This window comes from Mycobacterium sp. IDUB_39 (assembly GCF_055419205.1).
Window position 1 is genome coordinate 584,344 of sequence record NZ_JBVAXF010000001.1, and the last position, 20,535, is coordinate 604,878.

23 protein-coding genes are annotated in these 20,535 nt (G+C 67.5%); 3 read left to right on the plus strand and 20 right to left on the minus strand.

Going from position 1 to position 20,535, the window contains the following annotated elements:
• Window positions 1–11: 11 nt before the first annotated feature.
• The 6 genes from ACZY0X_RS02830 to ACZY0X_RS02855 form a co-directional block, all read right to left on the minus strand.
• The gene (locus tag ACZY0X_RS02830) at window positions 12–437 is read right to left on the minus strand and encodes a hypothetical protein (protein WP_463768074.1); all 426 of its coding nucleotides are present in this window, start codon (window positions 435–437) and stop codon (window positions 12–14) included.
• On the minus strand, window positions 434–1,366 hold the full coding sequence (hemB, locus tag ACZY0X_RS02835) for a porphobilinogen synthase (protein ID WP_463768742.1): 933 nt from the start codon (window positions 1,364–1,366) through the stop codon (window positions 434–436). The genes ACZY0X_RS02830 and hemB overlap by 4 nt, the downstream gene beginning before the upstream one ends.
• Before the next feature lie 66 nt (window positions 1,367–1,432).
• A complete protein-coding gene (locus ACZY0X_RS02840) occupies window positions 1,433–3,085 on the minus strand; it encodes a bifunctional uroporphyrinogen-III C-methyltransferase/uroporphyrinogen-III synthase (protein WP_463768076.1) in 1,653 nt (550 codons plus the stop codon).
• A gap of 3 nt (window positions 3,086–3,088) precedes the next feature.
• Window positions 3,089–4,051, minus strand: coding sequence for a hydroxymethylbilane synthase (gene hemC / locus ACZY0X_RS02845; protein WP_463768077.1), 963 nt, complete (start codon window positions 4,049–4,051; stop codon window positions 3,089–3,091).
• A 3-nt stretch (window positions 4,052–4,054) separates the two neighbouring features.
• The gene (locus ACZY0X_RS02850) at window positions 4,055–5,422 is read right to left on the minus strand and encodes a glutamyl-tRNA reductase (protein WP_463768078.1); all 1,368 of its coding nucleotides are present in this window, start codon (window positions 5,420–5,422) and stop codon (window positions 4,055–4,057) included.
• A gap of 77 nt (window positions 5,423–5,499) precedes the next feature.
• A complete protein-coding gene (locus ACZY0X_RS02855) occupies window positions 5,500–5,754 on the minus strand; it encodes a glutaredoxin family protein (protein ID WP_463768079.1) in 255 nt (84 codons plus the stop codon).
• 33 nt (window positions 5,755–5,787) lie between these two features.
• On the opposite strand from ACZY0X_RS02855, the gene ACZY0X_RS02860 reads away from it, so the two are divergent.
• Together ACZY0X_RS02860 and ACZY0X_RS02865 are read left to right on the plus strand one after the other, a co-directional pair.
• Window positions 5,788–6,657 (plus strand): HAD family hydrolase, encoded by an 870-nt coding sequence (locus ACZY0X_RS02860; RefSeq protein WP_463768080.1) that lies wholly within the window; start codon window positions 5,788–5,790, stop codon window positions 6,655–6,657.
• A 62-nt stretch (window positions 6,658–6,719) separates the two neighbouring features.
• The gene (locus ACZY0X_RS02865) at window positions 6,720–7,310 is read left to right on the plus strand and encodes an FAS1-like dehydratase domain-containing protein (protein WP_463768081.1); all 591 of its coding nucleotides are present in this window, start codon (window positions 6,720–6,722) and stop codon (window positions 7,308–7,310) included.
• 35 nt (window positions 7,311–7,345) lie between these two features.
• On the opposite strand, the gene ACZY0X_RS02870 is transcribed toward ACZY0X_RS02865, so the two are convergent.
• From ACZY0X_RS02870 to ACZY0X_RS02910, 9 genes are all read right to left on the minus strand, one after another.
• Window positions 7,346–8,413, minus strand: a complete 1,068-nt coding sequence (locus ACZY0X_RS02870; protein WP_463768082.1) for a lysophospholipid acyltransferase family protein — start codon at window positions 8,411–8,413, stop codon at window positions 7,346–7,348.
• A 53-nt stretch (window positions 8,414–8,466) separates the two neighbouring features.
• Entirely contained in the window at window positions 8,467–9,582 is a 1,116-nt protein-coding gene (locus tag ACZY0X_RS02875) for an SDR family oxidoreductase (protein ID WP_463768083.1), read from the minus strand.
• A gap of 29 nt (window positions 9,583–9,611) precedes the next feature.
• Window positions 9,612–9,713: a 30S ribosomal protein bS22 gene (locus ACZY0X_RS02880; RefSeq protein WP_003402602.1), complete on the minus strand. Its 102-nt coding sequence runs from the start codon at window positions 9,711–9,713 to the stop codon at window positions 9,612–9,614.
• 128 nt (window positions 9,714–9,841) lie between these two features.
• Entirely contained in the window at window positions 9,842–10,120 is a 279-nt protein-coding gene (locus ACZY0X_RS02885) for a helix-turn-helix domain-containing protein (RefSeq protein WP_241401149.1), read from the minus strand.
• 138 nt (window positions 10,121–10,258) lie between these two features.
• Complete coding sequence (proC, locus tag ACZY0X_RS02890) at window positions 10,259–11,131, minus strand: pyrroline-5-carboxylate reductase (protein WP_463768084.1); 873 nt, start codon at window positions 11,129–11,131, stop codon at window positions 10,259–10,261.
• A gap of 23 nt (window positions 11,132–11,154) precedes the next feature.
• Window positions 11,155–11,997, minus strand: a complete 843-nt coding sequence (locus ACZY0X_RS02895) for a thioesterase family protein (protein WP_463768743.1) — start codon at window positions 11,995–11,997, stop codon at window positions 11,155–11,157.
• A 65-nt stretch (window positions 11,998–12,062) separates the two neighbouring features.
• The gene (locus ACZY0X_RS02900; protein WP_463768085.1) at window positions 12,063–12,908 is read right to left on the minus strand and encodes a sugar phosphate isomerase/epimerase family protein; all 846 of its coding nucleotides are present in this window, start codon (window positions 12,906–12,908) and stop codon (window positions 12,063–12,065) included.
• A gap of 19 nt (window positions 12,909–12,927) precedes the next feature.
• Window positions 12,928–14,013 carry a hypothetical protein gene (locus ACZY0X_RS02905; RefSeq protein ID WP_463768086.1) on the minus strand — a complete coding sequence of 362 codons (1,086 nt, stop codon included), beginning with the start codon at window positions 14,011–14,013 and terminating at the stop codon, window positions 12,928–12,930.
• Window positions 14,010–14,996 carry a Ppx/GppA family phosphatase gene (locus ACZY0X_RS02910; protein ID WP_241401153.1) on the minus strand — a complete coding sequence of 329 codons (987 nt, stop codon included), beginning with the start codon at window positions 14,994–14,996 and terminating at the stop codon, window positions 14,010–14,012. The genes ACZY0X_RS02905 and ACZY0X_RS02910 overlap by 4 nt, the downstream gene beginning before the upstream one ends.
• Window positions 14,997–15,074: 78 nt before the next feature.
• Between ACZY0X_RS02910 and ACZY0X_RS02915 the strand changes: the two genes are divergently transcribed.
• The gene (locus tag ACZY0X_RS02915) at window positions 15,075–15,869 is read left to right on the plus strand and encodes a DUF3109 family protein (RefSeq protein WP_463768744.1); all 795 of its coding nucleotides are present in this window, start codon (window positions 15,075–15,077) and stop codon (window positions 15,867–15,869) included.
• Window positions 15,870–15,875: 6 nt separating this feature from the next.
• Here ACZY0X_RS02915 and ACZY0X_RS02920 read toward each other — a convergent pair whose 3' ends face one another.
• The 5 genes from ACZY0X_RS02920 to mshA all read right to left on the minus strand — a co-directional run bounded on the left by ACZY0X_RS02920 (window position 15,876) and on the right by mshA (window position 20,523).
• A complete protein-coding gene (locus ACZY0X_RS02920) occupies window positions 15,876–16,562 on the minus strand; it encodes a response regulator (protein WP_463768087.1) in 687 nt (228 codons plus the stop codon).
• A complete protein-coding gene (locus ACZY0X_RS02925; RefSeq protein ID WP_463768088.1) occupies window positions 16,559–17,770 on the minus strand; it encodes a sensor histidine kinase in 1,212 nt (403 codons plus the stop codon). Before ACZY0X_RS02925 ends, ACZY0X_RS02920 begins: the two co-directional genes overlap by 4 nt.
• Before the next feature lie 154 nt (window positions 17,771–17,924).
• Window positions 17,925–18,674 carry a phosphoglyceromutase gene (locus tag ACZY0X_RS02930; protein WP_463768089.1) on the minus strand — a complete coding sequence of 250 codons (750 nt, stop codon included), beginning with the start codon at window positions 18,672–18,674 and terminating at the stop codon, window positions 17,925–17,927.
• A 17-nt stretch (window positions 18,675–18,691) separates the two neighbouring features.
• On the minus strand, window positions 18,692–19,219 hold the full coding sequence (locus ACZY0X_RS02935; protein ID WP_463768091.1) for a type III secretion system chaperone family protein: 528 nt from the start codon (window positions 19,217–19,219) through the stop codon (window positions 18,692–18,694).
• The gene (gene mshA / locus ACZY0X_RS02940) at window positions 19,216–20,523 is read right to left on the minus strand and encodes a D-inositol-3-phosphate glycosyltransferase (protein WP_463768092.1); all 1,308 of its coding nucleotides are present in this window, start codon (window positions 20,521–20,523) and stop codon (window positions 19,216–19,218) included. Before mshA ends, ACZY0X_RS02935 begins: the two co-directional genes overlap by 4 nt.
• Window positions 20,524–20,535: the final 12 nt, after the last annotated feature.

The following is a 20,535-nucleotide window of genomic DNA, read 5'->3' on the forward strand; positions in this document are numbered from 1 at the left end:
ATCGGGCCAGCCTAACGGGTGAAGAAGGCCTGAGCGTCCTTGCGGTGCAGCAGGTAGATACCGCCGATGATCAGCACCGAGCCGACTATCGCGCAGGCCGCGTACAGCAGTGCGGCCGCCGGCGGACGGTCCACCGTGAACAGGTTTCCGATCACGTACACCACCGACGCGGCGCCACCGCCGCTGAGCAACGTCCGCGCCCACGCGTAACCCTGGCGCATCAGCAGCATGAAGGTCAGCGCCACCGCGGCGATCACCACCACGAAGAAGCCGGCGAAAGCGGTGACGAACCACGCGTCGACGGACACGGCGACGAGGTCCACGACGTATGCGGTCACCAGCAGCGGCAACGCAACGAGCCAGAGCCAGAAGCCCGTCGCCACGTCATCTGGCCGCTCCCCGAGTGGGGCTTCGGCCGAGTCGTTCGGTTCGGTCACGCCAGCCAGCCGGCGGCGTCGACCGCCCAGTAGGACAGCACGATGTCGGCTCCCGCGCGCCGGATGCCGACCAACGTCTCCAATGCGACGGTGGGCAGGTCGATCCACCCGTTGGCGGCAGCGGCGCTGATCATCGAGTACTCACCCGATACCTGGTAGGCGGCGACTGGCACCGGCGACACCTCGGCCGCCGCGCGCACCAGATCCAGGTAGGCCATGGCCGGCTTCACCATCACGATGTCGGCGCCCTCGGCGATGTCCAGTTCGATCTCGTGCAGCGCCTCGCGGGCATTACCCGCGTCCTGCTGGTAGGTGCGCCGGTCGCCGTGCAGGCTCGAGCCCACCGCCTCGCGGAACGGGCCGTAGAAACCTGATGAGAACTTCGCGGCGTACGCCAGGATCACGACGTCGGTGTGCCCCGCGGCGTCCAGGCCGTCCCTGATGGCCGCGACCTGGCCGTCCATCATGCCGCTGGGCCCCACCACGTGGGCACCTGAATTCGCTTGCGCGACAGCAAGTTCGACGTACCGATCATTGGTGGCGTCGTTGTCGACCCGCCCCGAGTCGTCCAACACACCACAGTGCCCGTGGTCGGTGAACTCATCGAGGCAGGTGTCCGCCATGAGCACCGTCGCGTCACCAAGATCGGCGGCGAGGTCAGCGAGTGCGACGTTCAGAATGCCGTCGGGCGCAGAGCCCACCGATCCCGCCGCATCCTTGTCCTCTTCGCGGGGCACCCCGAACAGCATCAGCCCACCGACTCCTGCGGCCACCGCTTCTGCGGCGGCACGACGCAGGGAGTCGCGGGTGTGTTGCACGACACCGGGCATCGACGCAATCGGGCGTGGTTCATCGATGCCGTCAGCGACGAACATCGGGAGAACCAAATGCCTTGGCTCCAGCGATGTTTGCGCCACCAGGCGACGCATCGCCGGAGTGGTGCGCAGCCGTCGGGGCCGATGCCTGGGGTACGCCACTGGAGAAGTCCGGCAGACCTAGCGGCGACGGCTCTTCTTGCGCGGCGGCGGCAGTGCACCCTCGGCGCGCAACCGGGCCGCGTGCTCGGCCAGTGCCTCGACCAACGGTCCCACCGCTGCGCTCTCGGGCTGCACATCAACGCGCAGGCCGAACTCCGCTGCGGTCTCAGCGGTCTTGGGCCCGATGCACGCCACGATGGTCCGTGCGTGCGGCTTGCCCGCGATGCCGACGAGATTGCGGACCGTCGAACTCGACGTGAAGCACACCGCGTCGAAGCCACCGGTCTTGATCATCTCGCGCGTCTGCGCTGGCGGCGGGGCCGCGCGCACGGTGCGGTAGGCCGTGACGTCCTCGATCTCCCAGCCGCGTTCGCGCAGACCCTCGGCCAGCGTCTCGGTGGCGATATCGGCACGCGGCAACAGCACCCGGTTGACCGGGTCGAAGATGTCGTCGTACGGCGGGAACTCGTCGAGCAGGCCCAGCGAGGACTGCTCGCCCGCGGGCACCAGTTCGGGGTTGATGCCGAACTCGCGGACGCGGTCCGCGGTGGCCTGACCCACGCATGCGATCTTGACACCGGAGAACGCGCGGGCGTCGAGACCGAACTCGTTGAACTTCTCCCACACCGCGCGAACCGCGTTGGTGGAGGTGAAGACGACCCATTGGAACCGGCCGTCAACCAGGCCCTTGACCGCACGCTCCATCTGCGCGGGGCTGCGCGGCGGCTCAACGGCGATGGTCGGCACCTCGACGGGCAGTGCGCCATGGCCGACCAGTCGGTCGCTCATCTCGCCCGCCTGGTCCTTGGTACGCGGGACGAGCACGGTCCAGCCGTACAGTGCCCGGCTCTCCCACCAGTTCAGCTTCGCGCGGTTGGCCACCGTCTTGCCGATGGTCGCGACGAGCGGCCCGGCCAGCGGCCCGGCGGGCTCGCTACCGGCCAGCGTGGCCTTGTCGAGCAGACCGGACAGCGTGGTCTCCACCGAACGCTGTTGGCAGGTGGTGCCATTGGCGGTCACGACACACGGCGTGTTGTCGGTGAGGCCGAACTCGATGAGCGTGCGTGCGGCATCCGGCAGATGCGATGCCGTGGCGTGCAGGATCAGGGGTCCGGGTGCGGCCGCGAGGGCGGCCCAGTCCACGTCGCCGCGGACGTCGGCCACGGTGTGCGACGAGCCCAGCGGCAGACCGGCGTAGGTCGGCACCGCGGTCGTGGCGGGCAGGCCCGGCACGATCTCGAAATGGGTCTGCGTGCGCGCCACCGCGCTCACCTCGGCCAGCACCGCGTCCACCGACAACGGGTCGCCGGCCACCAGCCGCACGACGTCCATGCCTGCGCGAGCCTCGTTGACCAGGGTCTTGGCCACCTCGGCCGGATCGCCCAGCGCGGGACGCACATCCACCCCGTTGGGCAGGCCAGGCGCGGCGCCGACAACCTCGGCCGCCGTATCGCCGTCATCGCCCGGCTTGGCCGGCTGCGGCCCGGACTGCGGAGGCAGTTCCGTACCGACCAACGTCAGTACCGCCTCCGGTACGTCAGGGTCGACGAACACCATCGCGGCGTTGGTCAACACAGCACGCGCACGCGTCGTCAACAGGCCGGGGTCACCCGGGCCCGCGCCAACGAACGTGATGCGGCCGGGCTTGTGCTTACGCCCTCGGGTCGTCATCTCTCACTCCCGCTCTTCAGTCCGCTGCACCAACAGATCTCGCGCTCCCAGCTCGAACAACTCCGCGGCCACCGAGAGCCCTAGCTCTCGTGCCCGATCGGGAGTCCCGATGCCGGACGCGCGGATCACATCGGATCCGTCCAGCGCCGCCACGCATGCGCGCAGCGACAGCTCTTCGAAGACATTGCCCTCCTCGTCAATGGACTCGACCACTTCCGCGATCGCACCCACTGGCGCGGAGCACCCCGCCTCCAGTTCGGCGAGCAGGACACGTTCTGCGGTGACCGCGGCGCGTGTGTCAGCGTCATCCAATGCCGACAGCAGCGCGGCAAGCTTGGAATCACCCGCGCGACATTCCACCGCGAGCGCTCCCTGAGCTGGTGCTGGCAACATCTGCACCGGCTCGATCGTCTCGGTGATATCGCCTACACGTCCGATGCGAGCCAAACCCGCTCGGGCGACGACGACACCGTCGAGATCACCGCTTGTAACCCTGTTCAACCTGCTGTCTAGGTTGCCTCGTAGGGGGCGAATTTCCAAACCGAGACCCAGTGCTCTAAGCTGCGCGGCCCGCCGCGGGGCCGATGTGCCGATGATCGAGCCTGCCGGCAACTCCCCCAGCACCAGTCCGTCACGCGCCACCAGGGCGTCGCGGGCGTCCTCACGCGTGGGTATAGCCGCGATGACGAAGCGGGGGTCCTGAGCGGTGGGCAAATCCTTGTAGGAGTGCACAGCCGCATCCACGGTTCCGTCCGCTACGGCCTCACGCAGCGCCGCGACGAAGACGCCGACGCCGAGCTCGGCTATCGGAGCGCTCGACTGGTCGCCCTTGGTCGCGACGATGACGAGTTGCGCGCGGTGCCCCAGCGCGATCAAGGCGTCTCTGACGAGACCGGCCTGAGTGGTGGCCAAAAGGCTGCCCCGGGTTCCGATCCGGATGACCGCTTCACTGCTGGTATTTGGCAAGCGTTACTCAGTCTTATCTACATCGGGCAGGAGTCCCAGAGTGGAATCGCCTGCAATCAAAGGCATTTCGCCGCCTGCGACGGCATCGACAGCCTGCGGGTCGAGTTCGAACAGTTCGCGTAGCGCCTCGGCATAGCTGTCGCCGCCCGGCGCACCGGCGAGCTGTTTGACCCGCACCGTCGGGGCGTGCAGAAGCTTGTCGACGACGCGACGCACGGTGCGCGCCACCTCGTCCCGGTGGGTGGAGTCCAGCCCTGGCAACCGATTGTCCAGCCGCAGCAATTCGGCCTCGACGACATCGGCCGCTCGCTGCCGCAGTGCGGTGACGGTCGGGGTGACCTCGGCCATGCGCTGGCCCGCGAGATAGTTGGCTACCTCGGTGGCGACGATGACGCGCGCCGCCTCGGCGTCGGCTGCCGCGGCGCGCGCCGACGGCTCACGCTGGATCCGGTCCATGTCGACCATGTAGATGCCCGGCAGTCCGGCGACGGCGGGGTCGACGTCACGCGGCATGCCCAGATCGCAGATGACCAACTGGGCGTTCTCCGGTCGGCCGACCAGGCCTCGGTGCGCATCGGCCAGCGACACGACGGGCCGGACGGCCCCGGTACAGCTCACGACGACGTCGGTGTCCGTCAGCGCATCCGACAAGTCGTCCAGCGAGGCCGCGAAGGCCTCCACGCCCTGTTCGGTGAGGTTCTGTGCCAGCCGCTGCGCACGGGGCAGCGAGCGGTTCACGATGTGGACGCGGCCGATGCCGGCGCGCATCAGGTGGGCCGCGGCCAGGGCGCCCATCGAACCGGCGCCGACGATGGTCGCCGTCCGGCCCGCGAGCCCGCTCAGCTTGCCGTCGGCCATGTCCAGGGCAACCGACACCACCGAGGCTCCTGCGGCGTCGATGCCGGTCTCGGAGTGCACGCGCTTGCCGACCGACAGGGCCCGCTGGGACAGCTCGTGCAGCGTCCGGCCGACGGCCTGGTTGGCCTCGGCGGCGGCATAGGAGCGGCGGACCTGGCCGAGCACCTGCTGCTCGCCGATCACCGCGGAGTCCAGGCCACTGGCGACGGCGAAGAGATGCTCCACCGCGGCTTCGGCGTACCGCACGTATGCGTACTTGGTGAGATCGCTCAGCGACATCGCAGCGTGCTCGGAGAGAACCTGGCCGACGACCGACAGGCCGCCGTGGAAGGCCTCGACGACCGCGTACACCTCGACCCGGTTGCACGTCGAGAGAATCATGGCCTCGCTCACCAGCTCGGACTGCAGGAGCTGGTCGACGATCTTCGCCTGATCGGACTCGCCGGTGCTCAATTGCTCAAGCACGGACACGGGCGCACTCCGGTGCGAAACCCCGAATAGCAGAACGCTCATGGCCTCGTCACCACGCCCTCGAAGGTAGTCGTTGCCATGCCTTTGCACCAAATTTGCTGAGCGGTAACTCAGCCGCCTCAGCCAGCGAGGTCAGCGCGCAGTCGCTGCTCGTCGACCTCCCAATAGCTGTGTTCGCGGCCGTCGAGCAACACCACCGGCAGGCGGTCCCCATACTCCGCGCGCAGCGCGCCATCACCGGCATCCGCCGCTGCGTCGACATCGGTGGTCGCCAGGTCGAAACCCAACTCGTCGGCGAGGCCCGCGAGTTGCAGCCCCGCCTGCGCGCACAGGGTGCACCCGGCGCGGGTCAGCAACGTCACAGCATGGTCCACGCCCTCCATTATCCCGTGACCTAGTGTTGAGGGGTGCCCGAGCCCGGTGACATCGCCGACGAGGCTGGTTCGGAGGTCCTCGTCGACGAGCACGGCGTAGTCGCCGAAGCGTCCAGTCCCCAACCGCCGCCCCCCGACCTGACCGCGGCGGCGTTCTTCGACGTCGACAACACCCTGGTGCAGGGTTCCTCGCTGGTGCACTTCGCCAGGGGCCTTGCCGCGCGCAAGTACTTCACCTACGGCGACCTGGCCCGGTTCGGATACGCGCAGGCGAAGTTCCAGCTCACCGGCAAGGAGAACAGCGACGACGTCGCCGAGGGCAGACGGAAGGCGCTGGCGTTCATCGAGGGGCGGCCGACGGCCGAACTTGTCTCCCTCGGCGAGGACATCTACGACGAGATCATCGCCGACAAGATCTGGTCGGGTACCCGGGCACTGGCCCAGATGCATCTCGACGCCGGCCAGCAGGTGTGGCTGGTCACCGCGACGCCCTACGAGCTGGCCGCGACCATCGCCACCAAGCTCGGGCTGACCGGAGCACTGGGCACTGTGGCCGAATCCGTCGACGGCGTCTTCACCGGGCGACTGGTCGGCGAGATCCTGCACGGCGCGGGCAAGGCGCACGCGGTGCGGTCGCTGGCCATCCGGGAGGGCCTGAACCTGCGGCGCTGCACGGCATACTCGGACAGCTTCAACGACGTCCCGATGTTGTCGCTGGTGGGCACCGCCGTCGCCATCAACCCCGACGCGGCGCTGCGCGATCTGGCGCGCAAGCGTGGCTGGGAGATCCGCGACTTCCGAACGGCGCGCAAAGCCGCCCGGATCGGCGTGCCGTCGGCGCTTGCCCTCGGTGCCGTGGGCGGCGCTCTGGCAGCCGTGGTGTCCCGTCGAGATGGCCACTGACCCCAGCGCTGATAGTCTCAGCCGCCGGACCACCGGAGACACGAGCGGGAGCGAATCCGACCATGAGCATCGCCGAAGACATCATCGGAACCCATTTTCGGTACCCCGATTACTTTGAGGTCGGCCGCGAGAAGGTCCGCGAGTTCGCCCTCGCCGTCAAGGACGACCATCCGGCTCACTTCACCGAGGAGGGCGCCAAGGAGTGCGGGTACGACGCACTCATCGCGTCCCTGACGTTCGTCGCAGTCGCGGGCCGCCGGGTGCAGGAGGAGATCTTCAATCAGTTCGACCTCCCGTTCAACATGGAGCGCGTGCTGCACCGCGACCAGAAGCTGATCTTCCACCGCCCCATCGTGGTCGGCGACAAGCTCTGGTTCGACTCCTACCTCGACTCGGTCATCGAGTCGCACGGCGCCGTGCTCACAGAGGTTCGCGGCGAGGTCTCCGACGACGACGGCCAGCCGGTCATGACGAGCATCATCACGATCCTCGGCGAGGCCTCCCCGTCTGAGGAGACCGACGAGATCACGGCGCAGATCGCGGCGGCGCGTGATGCGGCGATCACGAAGATGGTTGCTGGGCAAAGCGCTAGCACGGCGGCGAGCCGCCCATTGGACACGGCGGCGAGCCGCCCATTGGACACGGCGGAGTAGCCACCCACCCGGCGCAGTAGCCGCCGGTCCGCAGCTCAGCCGAGGAAGGTGTTGCCTCGGTTGGCGAGCAGTTGGTAGAGCGTCTGCTGGATGGTCTCGCGCACCCGGTCGGTCAGTTCGAATGTGACCATCGGATCCTCCCCCATCGCCTCGTCGTACTCGTCGGTGAGGATCGGTTCGCCGAACTGGATGTGCCACTTCGAGGGCAGCGGCACCAGTCCCAGCGGCCCGGCCAACGGGAACAACGGCGTCACCGGGAAGTACGGCAGCCCGAACAACCTGGCCAGCAGCTTCACGTCGGCGAGCATCGGGTAGATCTCCTCGGAGCCGACGATCGAGCACGGCACGATCGGCGCGCGGGCGCGCAACGCCGCCGAGACGAAGCCGCCGCGACCGAATCGCTGCAGCTTGTAGCGGTCGCGGAAGGGCTTGCCCAGGCCCTTGTATCCCTCGGGGAACACCGCTGTGAGTTCACCGGCGGCAAGCAGGCGATGGGCGTCCGAGGTGCACGCCATCGTGTGCCCGGCCTTGCGCGCGGCCTGCCCCATCAGCGGCATGTCGAAGACCATGTCGGCGGCCAGTAGGCGCAGGTCACGGTTGGCGGGATGGTGGTCGTGGACGGCGACCGAGGCCATCAGACCGTCCAGCGGAAGCACGCCGGCATGGTTGGCCACGATGAGCGCCGGACCCGTGTCGGGGAGGTTCTCGATACCGCTCACCTCGACCCGGAACCACGATTTGAAGAGCCCTCGCAGCAAAGGCAGGAAGATTGCGTTGTTGATGTGTGGGTCGAACCCGAACTCATCGACCGAGTAGTCGCCGGACATCCGCTTGTGGACGAACTCGGCGATCGCGGCGATGCGCTTGGCGAGTTCGTTGGGCGACTCATCGACACTGCCCGCACCGGCGACCGAACTGCGTTTGTCGTCGATCTCGCGGACCACCGCGGCGATCTGCTCGGCAGATGCACGACTACCCGGATCGCCCATCACCGATGGATGTCGACGCGCGCTCTCCGTGCGCGCCGCAGCTCGTCGCGCCGCCGAAGAGCGACTCGAATTCGAGTGCAGTGGAATCACTTTCGCCTTTGATTCACCTGCCACGTCGTCAACCCTCCACCCCTAGACCAACCGAACTCCCGACCGGTCACCTCGCCCTACCGGCCACCCCACCGCTGCGCCGCCACCACTGCACGACTCTCAACCGAGCGTACCCAGCGCGGGTCGATGATCGGCGTCAAACCTCGACCGCGCACGTAATCGTCAAAAGCCTCCGCCGTGGTCCACTTCGGGTTATAGCCTAGGTCGCTACGCATCCGCGCGGTGTCCATGACCCGCCCGAAGCTCAGGTAGTTCAGCTGCTCACGATCGAGTTCACTGTACCGAGTTGCGCGGCTCAGCGAATCAACGACAGAGAGTGCCGACCTCAGGACGGGAAGCCGGATCCGGCCGGATCGACGGATCGCCTGACTCATCATGATGACGCCCGAGGCGCCGACGTTAAACGTGCCAGCGCGGCCGGCGACGGTGGCGCGTTCCAGCGCACCGAGGGCGTCCTGCTCGTGCAGCAGTTGCAGTCGAGCATCGCGGCCGAACACCGACGGCACGACGGGCGCGGCGAGGTACCGCGATAACGCGGTGTCCATCGCCGGACCGATCATGTTGGCGAGACGCAGAATCGTGACGGCGATATCGGGCCTACGCCGCGCGAGTCCGCGCGCGTAGCCCTCGATATCGATGCTGTCGCGGGCGAACCCCTCACGGGGTGGTCGCCGCGAACTGCCGTCCTCGGTGAACATGACCGGGTCGTGTGCGCTGGACCCGTACACCTCAGAGGTGGACTTGAGCACCACGCGAGCGACCGACGGAGCCTTCTGGCACGCCGCGAGGAGCTGCATCGCCCCCATCACGTTCTGTTCCTTCAGCGCCGCCCTGCCGCCGGAGCGCGGGGCATAGGAGGCCGCAGCGGCGTGGACGACGGTGTCGACGTTGCCGTTGCGGATCACCTTGGCGATGAACGGATTTCGAATGTCAGCTCGGACGAACTCGGCCCGCCCCATTCGGCGTTGGAGGTCCTTGCTGGGAGTGATGGCATCAACCGCGATGACGTGGTCGATCAGCGGATTCTGCGCCAGCCGGGCCGTCAGGTAACCCCCGAGGAACCGGCATGCGCCAGTTACCAGCACCACCTTGGGGTGGTGCACGGTGTCCTGTGAGTCAGAGCCGACGGAACCCGTTGCGGGGCGACCGCTCGAGGGCCCGTCGGATTCCATCGGGCCAGCCTAACGGCTGAAGCTGAAAGCTACTTGCCGAGTTTTCTGCGCTGCACTCGTGTGCGGCGAAGCAACTTGCGGTGCTTCTTCTTCGACATGCGCTTGCGACGCTTCTTGATGACTGAACCCATGGACTCCGCTACCTAAAGACAATCAAGGCCGAACGAGAACTGGAGATCTCGAATACGCCTCGTTAACTGACCCGGTTACCTTACCCGGCCAGCAGGGGCGGAACGAAAACGCCTGTTGATCGGGCGAACTAGCCCGCGTCGAAGTACGACGTCTCCAGGAGATCGTGCACGGCCTTGGCGTGCACACGGAAGGACCGGCCGACCCGCACGGCAGGCAGTTCGCCGTTGTGGACCAGTCGGTAGACCGTCATCTTGCTTACTCGCATCAAGCTCGCGACCTCGGCGACGGTGAGGAACTGCTGAGCACGCGCCGGTTGGCCACTATCCCCGGCACTGCCGGCGGCTGCGTCGCGCGCAGCCTTGCCGCTCGCCGAATCACGCGCCGATGGACCGTTCATAGACGTCATCGCAACCCAATCAATCAGGCACGGCCTTGCCAGCGGCTTCCCCACCGTTGGCGCAGGTGCGTGCATACAACGAGGAGAATAGCGTGGCTACTGGGGTTATTGCGACGGGTGTGGGCTAATCCGTTGGAAATTCATGAACTACTCAGATGTAATTCCGAGCTGCTCAGAGCGTGTTTTCGCGGCGAAAACGGCCTCGGTGACAGCCGCCCGCAGGCCACCGCGCTCGAGTTCTCGCAGACCAGCGGCGGTAGTGCCACCCGGGGACGTCACCGTGGCACGCAGCTGGGCCGGGCTGGTGTCCATTCCGAGGCCCTTCGCCGCATCCCCGCCCGACGGTTGATCGTCGAGCCGATCGAGCAGCATGGCCGCCGAACCCGCCATCGTCTGGGAGACGAGATCGGTCGCCACCTGACGGGATAACCCGGCCGCCACACCCGCGTCGACGAGTGCCTCGGCCATCAGGAAGAAGTACGCCGGACCCGAGCCGGACACCGCGGTCACGGCATCCAACTGCGATTCGGGCACGGCCAGGACCCCACCGACGGCGGCGAAGATCGCCGACACGTCCTTCAGCTGCTCGACGGTGGCGAAGCTGCCACGCGACAGCGCGCTGACACCCCCTCCGACCACCATCGGCGCGTTCGGCATGACCCTGATCACGGGGGCCCCGGCAGGCAACTTGGACTCGTAGAAGGCGGTGCTGACGCCCGCGGCCACGGAGACGATGACCTGTTCGTCGCTGCCGTTGTCGGCCTGAGCCACGGCCTCGGCGATCTCGGCGACGACGGACTCCACATCCGCCGGCTTGACGGCGACGATGACGTAGGCGGCGTTCTCGGCCGCATCGGACGGTGATGTCAGCAGCACCGAGTACGTCTCGGACAGGTACTTCGCGCGCCCCGGATCCTTCTCCGAGACAGCTAGGTCCTTGGCCTGCCGGCCGGCCCTGATCAGGCCCGCCAGCAGCGCCTCTCCAATGCTTCCACCACCGATAATCGCGATTCTTGCCACGGGGTGAAGCATTGCACGTCGGCTCAGCTGTGCAGTGGAGGCACCATGGCCAGCTGGCGGGATTGCACGATGATGCGACCGTCGCTGTCGACGACCACATGGTCCTCGTCGAACCACTCCTGGCCGATCTGCATCGTCGTGCACAGCACCCGGAGCCACCCGTCGACCGGGACAGCACGCAGATAGGCCGTCAGTTGGACCGTGGGCGCCCAACCGAACCGGTTCACCCCGAATGTCACCGGCGCGGACACATCGCCGCACACGAGGGCGAACAGGACGTCGGGCGGGCAGTCCCGCGGCCGCACCCAGTACTCGATGACCGGCGGCCCACCGTCGGACCTCGGCTCCATCGTGGTCAGCGATGGCCGGATATCGATACCGCGGGCGAGATGGACGATATCGGCCATCGGGTGACCGGGGCCGATCGATTGGAGGCCCGGCGGCGGATCCGGCGTCATCAACGGCACCACCGGATTGGCCACAAGCAGCGGCGCCGCCTCGTGCTCGGGGTCGCCCAGCGTGATCGTCGCGCGGACAGCCGTCTTGCGCCCCGACCCCTGCCCCTGATTCAACTCAACCGTTTGATTCAACTCAACGTCGACCAGGCTCACCCGCCTGCCGCGCTTGCGGATGGTCGTGACCACCTCGACCGCGCCGGGATCGGGTGCCCACAGGAAGTTGCCGGACACCGCAACGGGCTGCACACCCTCACCACCGTGCGCGGTGCGGGCCGCGTTCGCGCACAGCGCCAGCATCATGCCGCCGTGCACCTTGGGGCCGATCGTCCAGTTCTCGTTGAGGACGCCTGTGAAGACATGCTGGACCACGCCGTCGGCGTCATCGACTGACACCGGCTCCAGAGCCATGGCTTCGGTGAACGACGTGGATTCGGTGAACGAGACGGATTCGGCCACGGGACTCTCCCAGATCCTCAGCGCAACAGGTGTTGTCGCGCGAACTCGAGTGATTCGGTCAGCAGCTGCTCGCGCTCGGCGGCGTTGCGGGCCCGCGACGTGGTGACCTCCAGGATCACGTGACCGGTGAAGTTGCTCGCGGCGAGCATCTGGCAGAGCTCGGCCGCCGGCTGGCCGCCGCGTCCGGGCACCAGATGCTCGTCGGTGGCTGCCCCGCTGCCGTCACACAGGTGCAGGTGCACCAGTCCCTCGCCCATGCGACGCGCCATCTCAAGGGCATCGGTGCCCGCGGTCGCGGCATGCGAGAGGTCCAGCGTGTAGTGCGCGTGCTCGCCGTCCAGCGGGTCATACGACGGGGCGAACGCGGAGATGGCCGCGCCCGGCGATCCGCCGCGCTTGCGCATCCGCTCGATTGACGGCTGCCCCGAACCGAAGAAGCGGTCGGTGCGGAACGGGAACATGTTCTCGACAGCGACCATCACGTGGCTGGACGCCTCGAGTTCGACCACCTGATCGGAGAACCCCTCGGCGTAGCGACGCTGCCAGCGGAACGGCGGGTGCACCACCACGGTCTGGGCGCCCAGGTCCTCGGCGGCCCGCACGCTGCGCGCGAGCTTCGAGATGGGGTTGGCCCCCCAGACCCGCTGGGAGATCAACAGACACGGCGCGTGGACGCTGAGCACCGGCATGTCGTAACGCTGCGAGAGCTTCGCGATGGCGTCGACGTCCTGGCTCGCGGTCTCCGCCCAGACCATGAGTTCGACACCGTCGTAGCCAAGCTTGGCCGCGTATTCGAAGGCTGCCTCGGTCCGCAGGGGATAAACCGAGGCAGTCGACAGACCAACCTTGATGGCGGGGCGCACTGATATCTATTCTGCGGCGTCAGTGCGACTGCAGCAGGGCGAGGGGACCCAACGTGACCAGGGCACCCACCGCCACGGCGATCAGCGTGCTACCGATGTCCTCGGTCTTGCGCACCACCCGCACGCCGACGACCAGCCCGAGGATCACCAGGACCGACAGGACCAGGGCGACGATGTTGTTCCACTTCCACAGCTGATCGAAGGCGATGAACAGCGCCGCCCCGAACGCGACCGCGAGGATGCACTGGGCAACCACCCACACACCGCGCAGGAACCCCGAGCCAGTCGTCTCGGTGACGGTCTCGGCCGGGAGCTTCGTCGTCTCGTCATCGCGCTGGTCCTCGCCCAGGTCGATGTCCTCGGGACCCGGCTGCCGTCCGCGACGGGCCAGGTCGTCGGCAACAGACTGACCGCCGAACAGCGTGTCGCTGTTCGACCGCAATAACGAGGGTGCCGGCTCGAATCCCTGGGACTCCCTGACTTCAGCTGCGCCGCTGGCGATCTCGGCGAGGTCACGATCGATATCGTCGTCGCTGGGCGACAGGTCGTCGTCGAAGAGCGGGTCCGGGCTCATCTGCTCGGCACCACCCGCTGACGTGAACCCCGTGGGTGCGGGCGCTGCCGGGCGCCTCGTCGGCGGCGTGAACTCGATCGGTTCCGGTTCGACGTCACGCGCTTGCAGGTGTGCGGCGTAGTCGGCCTCCGCCTCGTCGACCTCGGCGTCAGTCTCGTCGACCTCGACTACTGCGTCGTCAACTTCGACGTCGTCAACTTCGACGTCGTCAACGGCTAGGTCGGTGTCATCGGCTAGGTCGGTGTCATCGGCTAGGTCGGTGTCATCGGCAAGGTCCGCGAAGTCCTCATCGACGGATACGGGCTGCGGCTCCGCCTCGACCGATTGCCTCGGCTCTGCGACGGTCTCGACGGTGTCGGTTGCGCGGATGATGGGGATCTCGCCGGTGAGTTCGGCGACGGTGACAGAGTCGCTGTTGCCACGCCTGCGCCGGCGCCGTCCGCCGACGGGCGGAGCACCGATGGTGCCGTTCTTCGCGAGCAGCTCGGCCACCGAGATGGGGCGGGTGCCGCTGTCCTGTGGTTCTGTCATCGTCTGCTGCCTCTGGCCTTGGCTAAGTCCGCTGACGTCTCCACCAGCGCGGTCCCGTCAGCTTCACTGTCGAGTTTCCGCAAAATCAAACCCTCTCGCAACGCCCAGGGGCAAATGTCGACTTTGTCGATCGCAAGCGCCCGCATACTCGCCTCCGCCACCAGTGCACCCGCCACGATCTGTGGCGCGCGATCGGCGCTCACCCCTTCCAGCTCCGCACGGTCCGCGGCGGTCATCCTAGAGATGAAGGCTATGAGCTGTCGCAGGCCCGCTGCTGTCAGTGTCCTCTTCACCCGCGGCCCCGCACCGGAAGGCGCGGCACCGGTGAGTCGTGCCAGGGATCTAAAGGTCTTCGACGACGCGACGGTCAGGTCCGGAGCGCCGGCGTCGAGGACTTTCGCACCGGCATCGGCCACCTCATTGGCCAGCCAGTCCCGCAGCATGGCGACCCGGCGCCGGCCGGGCGGGTCCTCGGGCAGCCACTCGCGGGTGAGCCGACCGGCACCCAGCGGGAGCGACAGCGCCACGTCGGGTTCCTCGTCGACACCGCTGGACAACTCGAGCGAGCCGCCGCCGATATCGATATTGATGATGCGGCCCGCGCTCCAGCCGTACCAGCGGCGCACCGCCAGAAAGGTGAGTCGGGACTCGTCGACACCGCTGAGCACCTTGAGTGCCACGCCGGCCTCGGCCTGCACGCGAGCCAGCACTTCCTCGGAGTTGGTGGCGTCCCGGACCGCGGATGTGGCGAAGGCCATCAGTTCCGCGCAGCCCGAACTCGTGGCGATCTTGGCGAACTCGTCGATGGTCTCGACGAGCTTGTCGGCACCCTTGCGGGTGATATTGCCTGAGCCGTCGATGGCCTCGGCGAGACGTAGCGACGCCTTCGTCGAACTCATCGGCGTCGGATGCCCACCACGGCGCGCATCCACCACCAGTAGATGAACTGTGTTGCTGCCCACGTCTAGCACGCCCAATCGCACGCAGCCCACGGTAACGGGTCTACCGTTGGATTCCATGAGTGGATGCACGATGAGCGCTTGCGCGCGCAACCCCGCACGATGAGCGCTGGCGCCGAGAACAATCGGGGCACGCCCGGTGAGGTGGAACTGGACTTCGCCCGCGAGTGGGTTGAGTTCCTGGACCCGGAGAACCCCGAACACCTGATCGCCGCTGACATGACGTGGCTGCTGTCGCGCTGGACGTGCGTGTTCGGCACTCCCGCCTGCCAGGGCACGGTCGCCGGCCGGCCCGACGACGGCTGCTGCTCGCACGGCGCGTTCCTGTCTGACGACGATGACCGCGCCGGACTCGACGACGCGGTCAAGCACCTGACCGCCGACGACTGGCAGTTCCGGGACAAGGGACTGGGCCGCAAGGGCTACCTCGAAATGGACGAGTACGAGGGCAAGAAGAACCTGCGAACCCGTAAGTACAAGGGCGCCTGCATCTTTCTGAACCGGCCCGGATTCGCCGGCGGTATCGGCTGCGCTCTGCACAGCAAGGCCCTCAAGCTCGGTGTCGAACCGCTGACCATGAAGCCGGAAGTGTGCTGGCAGTTGCCGATCCGGCGCACTCAGGACTGGATCACCCGGCCCGACGGCACGGAGATCCTGCGCACCGTGATCACCGAGTACGACCGCCGCGGCTGGGGTGAGGGCGGCGCAGACCTGCACTGGTACTGCACGGGTGATCCGGCCGCGCACACGGGCTCGCGGCCGGTCTGGCAGTCCTACGCCCCCGAGCTCACCGAGTTGCTGGGCGACAAGGCCTACAACGAGCTCGCCGCGATGTGCAAGCGACGCGGTGTGCTCGGGTTGATAGCCATCCACCCGGCAACCCGCGCCGCGCAATAGGCGCGCTCAGCCCTCGAGCTTGTAGCCCAGCCCCCGCACCGTGACCAGGTGCACCGGGTTCGCCGGGTCGGACTCGATCTTGGAGCGCAACCGCTTGACGTGAACGTCGAGCGTCTTGGTGTCGCCGACGTAGTCGGCCCCCCACACCCGGTCGATGAGCTGACCGCGGGTCAGCACCCGTCCGCTGTTGCGCATCAGGTACTCGAGCAGGTCAAACTCCTTGAGCGGCAGGGTAATCAGATCACCGCCCACCGACACGACGTGACGCTCGACGTCCATCCGGACCGGTCCGGCCTCCAGCACGCCATCACCGATCCCCGGATCATCGACCTCGACACCGCGGCGCAGCACCGCGCGGATGCGCGCGATCAGCTCACGCGCCGAGTACGGCTTGGTGACGTAGTCGTCGGCACCGAGTTCCAGGCCCACCACCTTGTCGATCTCACTGTCTCGTGCGGTGACCATGATGACCGGCACCGTGGACTTCGACCGCAGTTGCTTGCACACGTCGGTGCCGCTCATGCCGGGCAGCATCAGGTCCAGCAGCACGATATCGGCACCCGCACGCTCGAACTCGGCCAGCGCCGACGGCCCGTCGGTGACCACCGTCGCCTCAAAGCCCTCCTTGCGCAGCAGAAACGCCAGGGGGTCAGCCAGGGACGGCTCGTCCTCCACGATCAACACATTCGTCATTTCGGTGGGTGGTCCTCTCGTTTGTGTGACCCGTCGCGCTCGTCTGGGTCGTCCAGGTCGTGATGGGGGTAGGTCGGTATGGACAAGGTGAAGGTCGATCCGGTGCCCGGCTGACTCCACAGCCGAATGGATCCGTTGTGATTGGCCGCGACGTGCTTGACGATGGCCAGTCCCAGTCCCGTGCCGCCGGTGGCCCGGGATCGCGCCTTGTCGACGCGGAAGAAGCGTTCGAAGACCCGTTCCTGGTCGGCGCTGGCAATGCCGAAACCGCGATCGGTGACCGCGATCTCAACGAAGTTGCCCCGTCGCCTACGGCTGACTGACACCTGCGATCCCTCGGGCGAGTAGGCGATCGCGTTGGACACCAGGTTGGCGATCGCGGTGACCAGCAGCGGTTGATCGCCGTACACTCGGTAACCGGTCGGTGCGTCGGTGTTGATCGCGATGTCGGCGTTGTCGGCGGCCACCTTGTGGCGCGACAGTGCCTCGGTCACCACGGTGTCGACGTCGACCGCCTCAAGGTCGGGCAGCGGTTCGGCACCCTGCAGCCGTGACAGTTCGATCAGTTCGCCGACCATATTGGCCAGACGCTTGGACTCGGTGCCCATCATCTCGGCGAAGCGGGCGACCGTCTCAGCGTCGTCAGTCGAGGCGAGCAACGCCTCTGCGAGCACACCCATGGCCCCCACCGGGGTCTTCAATTCGTGACTGACGTTGGCGACGAAGTCTCGGCGGGTCGCCTCCATGCGGGCGTGTTCGGACTGGTCGTCGACATAGACGACGGCGAAGCGGCGGTCGTCCTCGGTCAGCAGTCGCACGTGGCCACGCACGTTCAAACCCGACCGGCCGGGGTTCTGCTTGCGGGTCGGCGACAGATCGACCTCGATGTCCTCACCGGTGGCCAGCGTGCGCTGTGCCGCCGACCAGGCGCGCTCGTCGAGCAAACGGTCCCGGACCAACCCCAACTCCTCGGCCTGTGCGTTGGTGTAGACGACGTCGCGGTGGGTGTCGACCACGACTATGCCGACCGGGGACATCGCCACGACGTGCTGCAGCATCTGCGAGATGGTGATGCCGTCCTGCTCGAGCGAGCGGCGTTCCTGGCGTTCACGGAGTCGCGGCATCAGCACCGCTCCGACCGCTGCGCCGAGCGCCAGCGCGAACAATGCCACGACCGCTGTCAGCAGCAGTGCGGACCCCACACTCACGGGCAAATCGTACGCACCCGGTGAACGTCATCCCAGCAGCGTGCGGCCAATTCGGGACAAGTCACACATTCAAAGACAGGAGTTTGTCCGGTGTTCACTCGCGTTCACCCGAGTTCACCGGAATTTTGCTCCGACAGCCCTTATCGGCCTTGGGCTACTTGGCGCCCTGGGCGGCGACAGCCGCGGCACCGGCGGCAGCGGCGTCTGGATCGAGGTAGCGCCCGCCCGGGACCGTGGGCCTCAGATCACCGTCCAGGTCGTAGACCAGCGGGATACCGGTGGGGATGTTCAGCCCCACCACGTCGGCGTCGGTCATGTCATCGAGGTACTTCACCAGGGCACGCAGTGAGTTCCCGTGCGCGGCGATCATCACGGTCTTGCCTGCCCTCAGATCGGGCACGATCGCCTGCTCGAAGTACGGCACGAAGCGGGCGACGACGTCGGCGAGGCACTCGGTCAGCGGGCCACCTCCGATATCGGCGTAGCGCGGGTCGGCGTCCTGGCTGTACTCGCTGCCCTTCTCGATCGGGGGCGGCGGCGTGTCATAGCTGCGACGCCACGCCATGAACTGCTCTTCGCCGTACTTCTCCTTGGTGGCGGCCTTGTCCAGCCCCTGCAGCGCACCGTAGTGCCGCTCGTTGAGCCGCCAGCTGCGGTGCACGGGGATCCAGTGCCGGTCGGCCCTGTCCAGGGCCAGGTTGGCGGTGGTTATCGCGCGCCGCATCAGCGATGTGTACAGCACGTCCGGCAGCACGCCCTCAGCGGCGAGCAGCTCGCCACTGCGGGCCGCCTCGGCTCTGCCCTTGTCCGTGAGGTCGACGTCGACCCACCCGGTGAAGAGATTCAGCGCATTCCATTCGCTCTCGCCGTGACGGAGCAGCACCAACGTCGCCATGGCGCTCATCCTTTCACGTACGAGTCTCAGGCCGGGTCGGAGTCCTGTGTGTCATCGGTGTCGTCGGCGATGAGGTGCTCGAAGGCCTCGAGATTCTTGAGCGACTCGCCCCGGGCGACCCGCCACTCCCATTCCCTCTGGATCGATGAGCGAAAGCCCAACTCCAGCAGGGTGTTGAAGTCCGAGTCGACGGCTTCGAGCACCTGACCGAGGACACGGTCGACCTCGTCGGGTGTGACGGCGTGCAGCGCCATCCGGCCCACCAGGTAGATGTCGCCGACGTTGTCGAGCGTGTAGGCGACCCCGTAGAGCTTGCGGTTGCGGCGCAGCATGAACCGGTAGACACCCTCGGCGTTCTCATCGGGTCTGCGGCACACGAACGCCTCGACCCGCACCGCGTGATCTCCGACGCGCAGGATCGTGTTGGTCTTGAGCTTGCGCTCCCCCGGCAGCGAGACGACCACGCCGGGGCGGCCGTCATGCTCACCCTGGTAGACGGTGTACTCGAGATCGTGTTCGGCCAGCGTGTCCTCAATGACCTGTTGGACGTTCAAGCGCGCACACCGCGCCGCACCGAGAACCGCCTGCCGTTGCGTCGCGCCTTGGCGTCGTGCCCGTGGTGGCGCGCGTGGTAGTCGGTGATGGCGCGGCCGTAACTGTCCAACAGCGCGTCGACGGTGTGCGCCCAGGAGAACGTCGCGGCATGCCGGTGCGCGGCCTCGCGCATGGCCTTCGGATCCCGTGCGAGCAGGTCGCCGATGGCCGCTGCCCAGTCGTCGGTGTCGTGAGTGGGCACCAGGGTGCCGCTGACCCCGTCGCGTACCGCGACCGGCAGTCCACCAACCGCCGCCGCGACCACCGGGGTGCCGCAGGCCTGGGCTTCGACCGCCACCAACCCGAACGACTCGGCGTAGCTCGGCACCGCGACCAGATCGGCGGCCCGGTACACGTCGACGAGTCCGTCGCGGGCCTGCGGCGGTAGGAATGTCACGCGGTCGGTGATACCCAACTCGGCGGCCAACCGAACCAGTCCATCGGGATTGGCGAGGCCGGTGCCCGAGGGGCCGCCCGCGATGAGCACGCGCACGTTTACCTCTTTTGCTCCTCGCGTGCGCGGTGGCAGCTTGGCGGCGGCGCGGAGCAGGACGTCGGGCGCCTTGAGCGGCTGAATCCGGCCGACGAACGCGACCACCTGCTCGTCGGGCGACAGGTTCAGCGCGCGCCGCGCGGCGGCCCGGTCACCGGGGGTGAACGTGGCGAGATCAACCCCGGGATGGACGACGTCGATGCGGTCGGGGTCCGCGTGGTGCAGTGAGACCAGTTGACCCGCTTCGTATTCGGTGTTGACGATCAGCCGGTCGGCCTCGTCGGTCACCTGCTGCTCGCCAACCGCGCGCAGCGGCGGTTCGGGGGCGTCACCGACGGCCAGCGATGCGTTCTTGACGGCGGCCAGGGTGTGCGCGGTGTGCACCAGCGGCACCGCCCAGCGGTCCCGGGCCAACCATCCGACCTGGCCGGACAGCCAGTAGTGCGAGTGCACGATGTCGTAGTAGCCGGGCTCGTGGGTCGCCTCGGCACGCAGGACACCCGCGGTGAACGCACACAGCTGGGTGGGCAGGTCGTACTTGTCGAGGCCCTCGAACGGACCGGCGACCACGTTGCGCACCAGAACGCCCGGGGCCACCCGGACCACCGGCTCATCCGATGACGACGTCGCCCTGGTGAATATCTCGACCTCGACACCGCGGCGGGCGAGTTCCAACGCGCTCTGCAGCACGTAGACGTTCATCCCGCCCGCGTCGCCGGTACCCGGCTGGGCGAGCGGCGAGGTATGGACCGACAGAACGGCTACGCGCACCACCCCATACTT

Coding starts and splice junctions, on each gene's coding strand:
- ACZY0X_RS02895 (WP_463768743.1), bottom strand. CDS start 11,997: ATGGCTCTGGAGCCGGTGTCAGTCGATGACGCCGACGGCGTGGTCCAG.
- ACZY0X_RS02905 (WP_463768086.1), bottom strand. CDS start 14,013: ATGACAGAACCACAGGACAGCGGCACCCGCCCCATCTCGGTGGCCGAG.
- ACZY0X_RS02930 (WP_463768089.1), bottom strand. CDS start 18,674: ATGAGCGCCATGGCGACGTTGGTGCTGCTCCGTCACGGCGAGAGCGAA.
- ACZY0X_RS02840 (WP_463768076.1), bottom strand. CDS start 3,085: ATGACGACCCGAGGGCGTAAGCACAAGCCCGGCCGCATCACGTTCGTT.
- ACZY0X_RS02880 (WP_003402602.1), bottom strand. CDS start 9,713: ATGGGTTCAGTCATCAAGAAGCGTCGCAAGCGCATGTCGAAGAAGAAG.
- ACZY0X_RS02885 (WP_241401149.1), bottom strand. CDS start 10,120: ATGACGTCTATGAACGGTCCATCGGCGCGTGATTCGGCGAGCGGCAAG.
- ACZY0X_RS02915 (WP_463768744.1), top strand. CDS start 15,075: ATGAGCGCTGGCGCCGAGAACAATCGGGGCACGCCCGGTGAGGTGGAA.
- ACZY0X_RS02920 (WP_463768087.1), bottom strand. CDS start 16,562: ATGACGAATGTGTTGATCGTGGAGGACGAGCCGTCCCTGGCTGACCCC.
- ACZY0X_RS02850 (WP_463768078.1), bottom strand. CDS start 5,422: ATGAGCGTTCTGCTATTCGGGGTTTCGCACCGGAGTGCGCCCGTGTCC.
- hemB (WP_463768742.1), bottom strand. CDS start 1,366: ATGCGTCGCCTGGTGGCGCAAACATCGCTGGAGCCAAGGCATTTGGTT.
- ACZY0X_RS02865 (WP_463768081.1), top strand. CDS start 6,720: ATGAGCATCGCCGAAGACATCATCGGAACCCATTTTCGGTACCCCGAT.
- ACZY0X_RS02875 (WP_463768083.1), bottom strand. CDS start 9,582: ATGGAATCCGACGGGCCCTCGAGCGGTCGCCCCGCAACGGGTTCCGTC.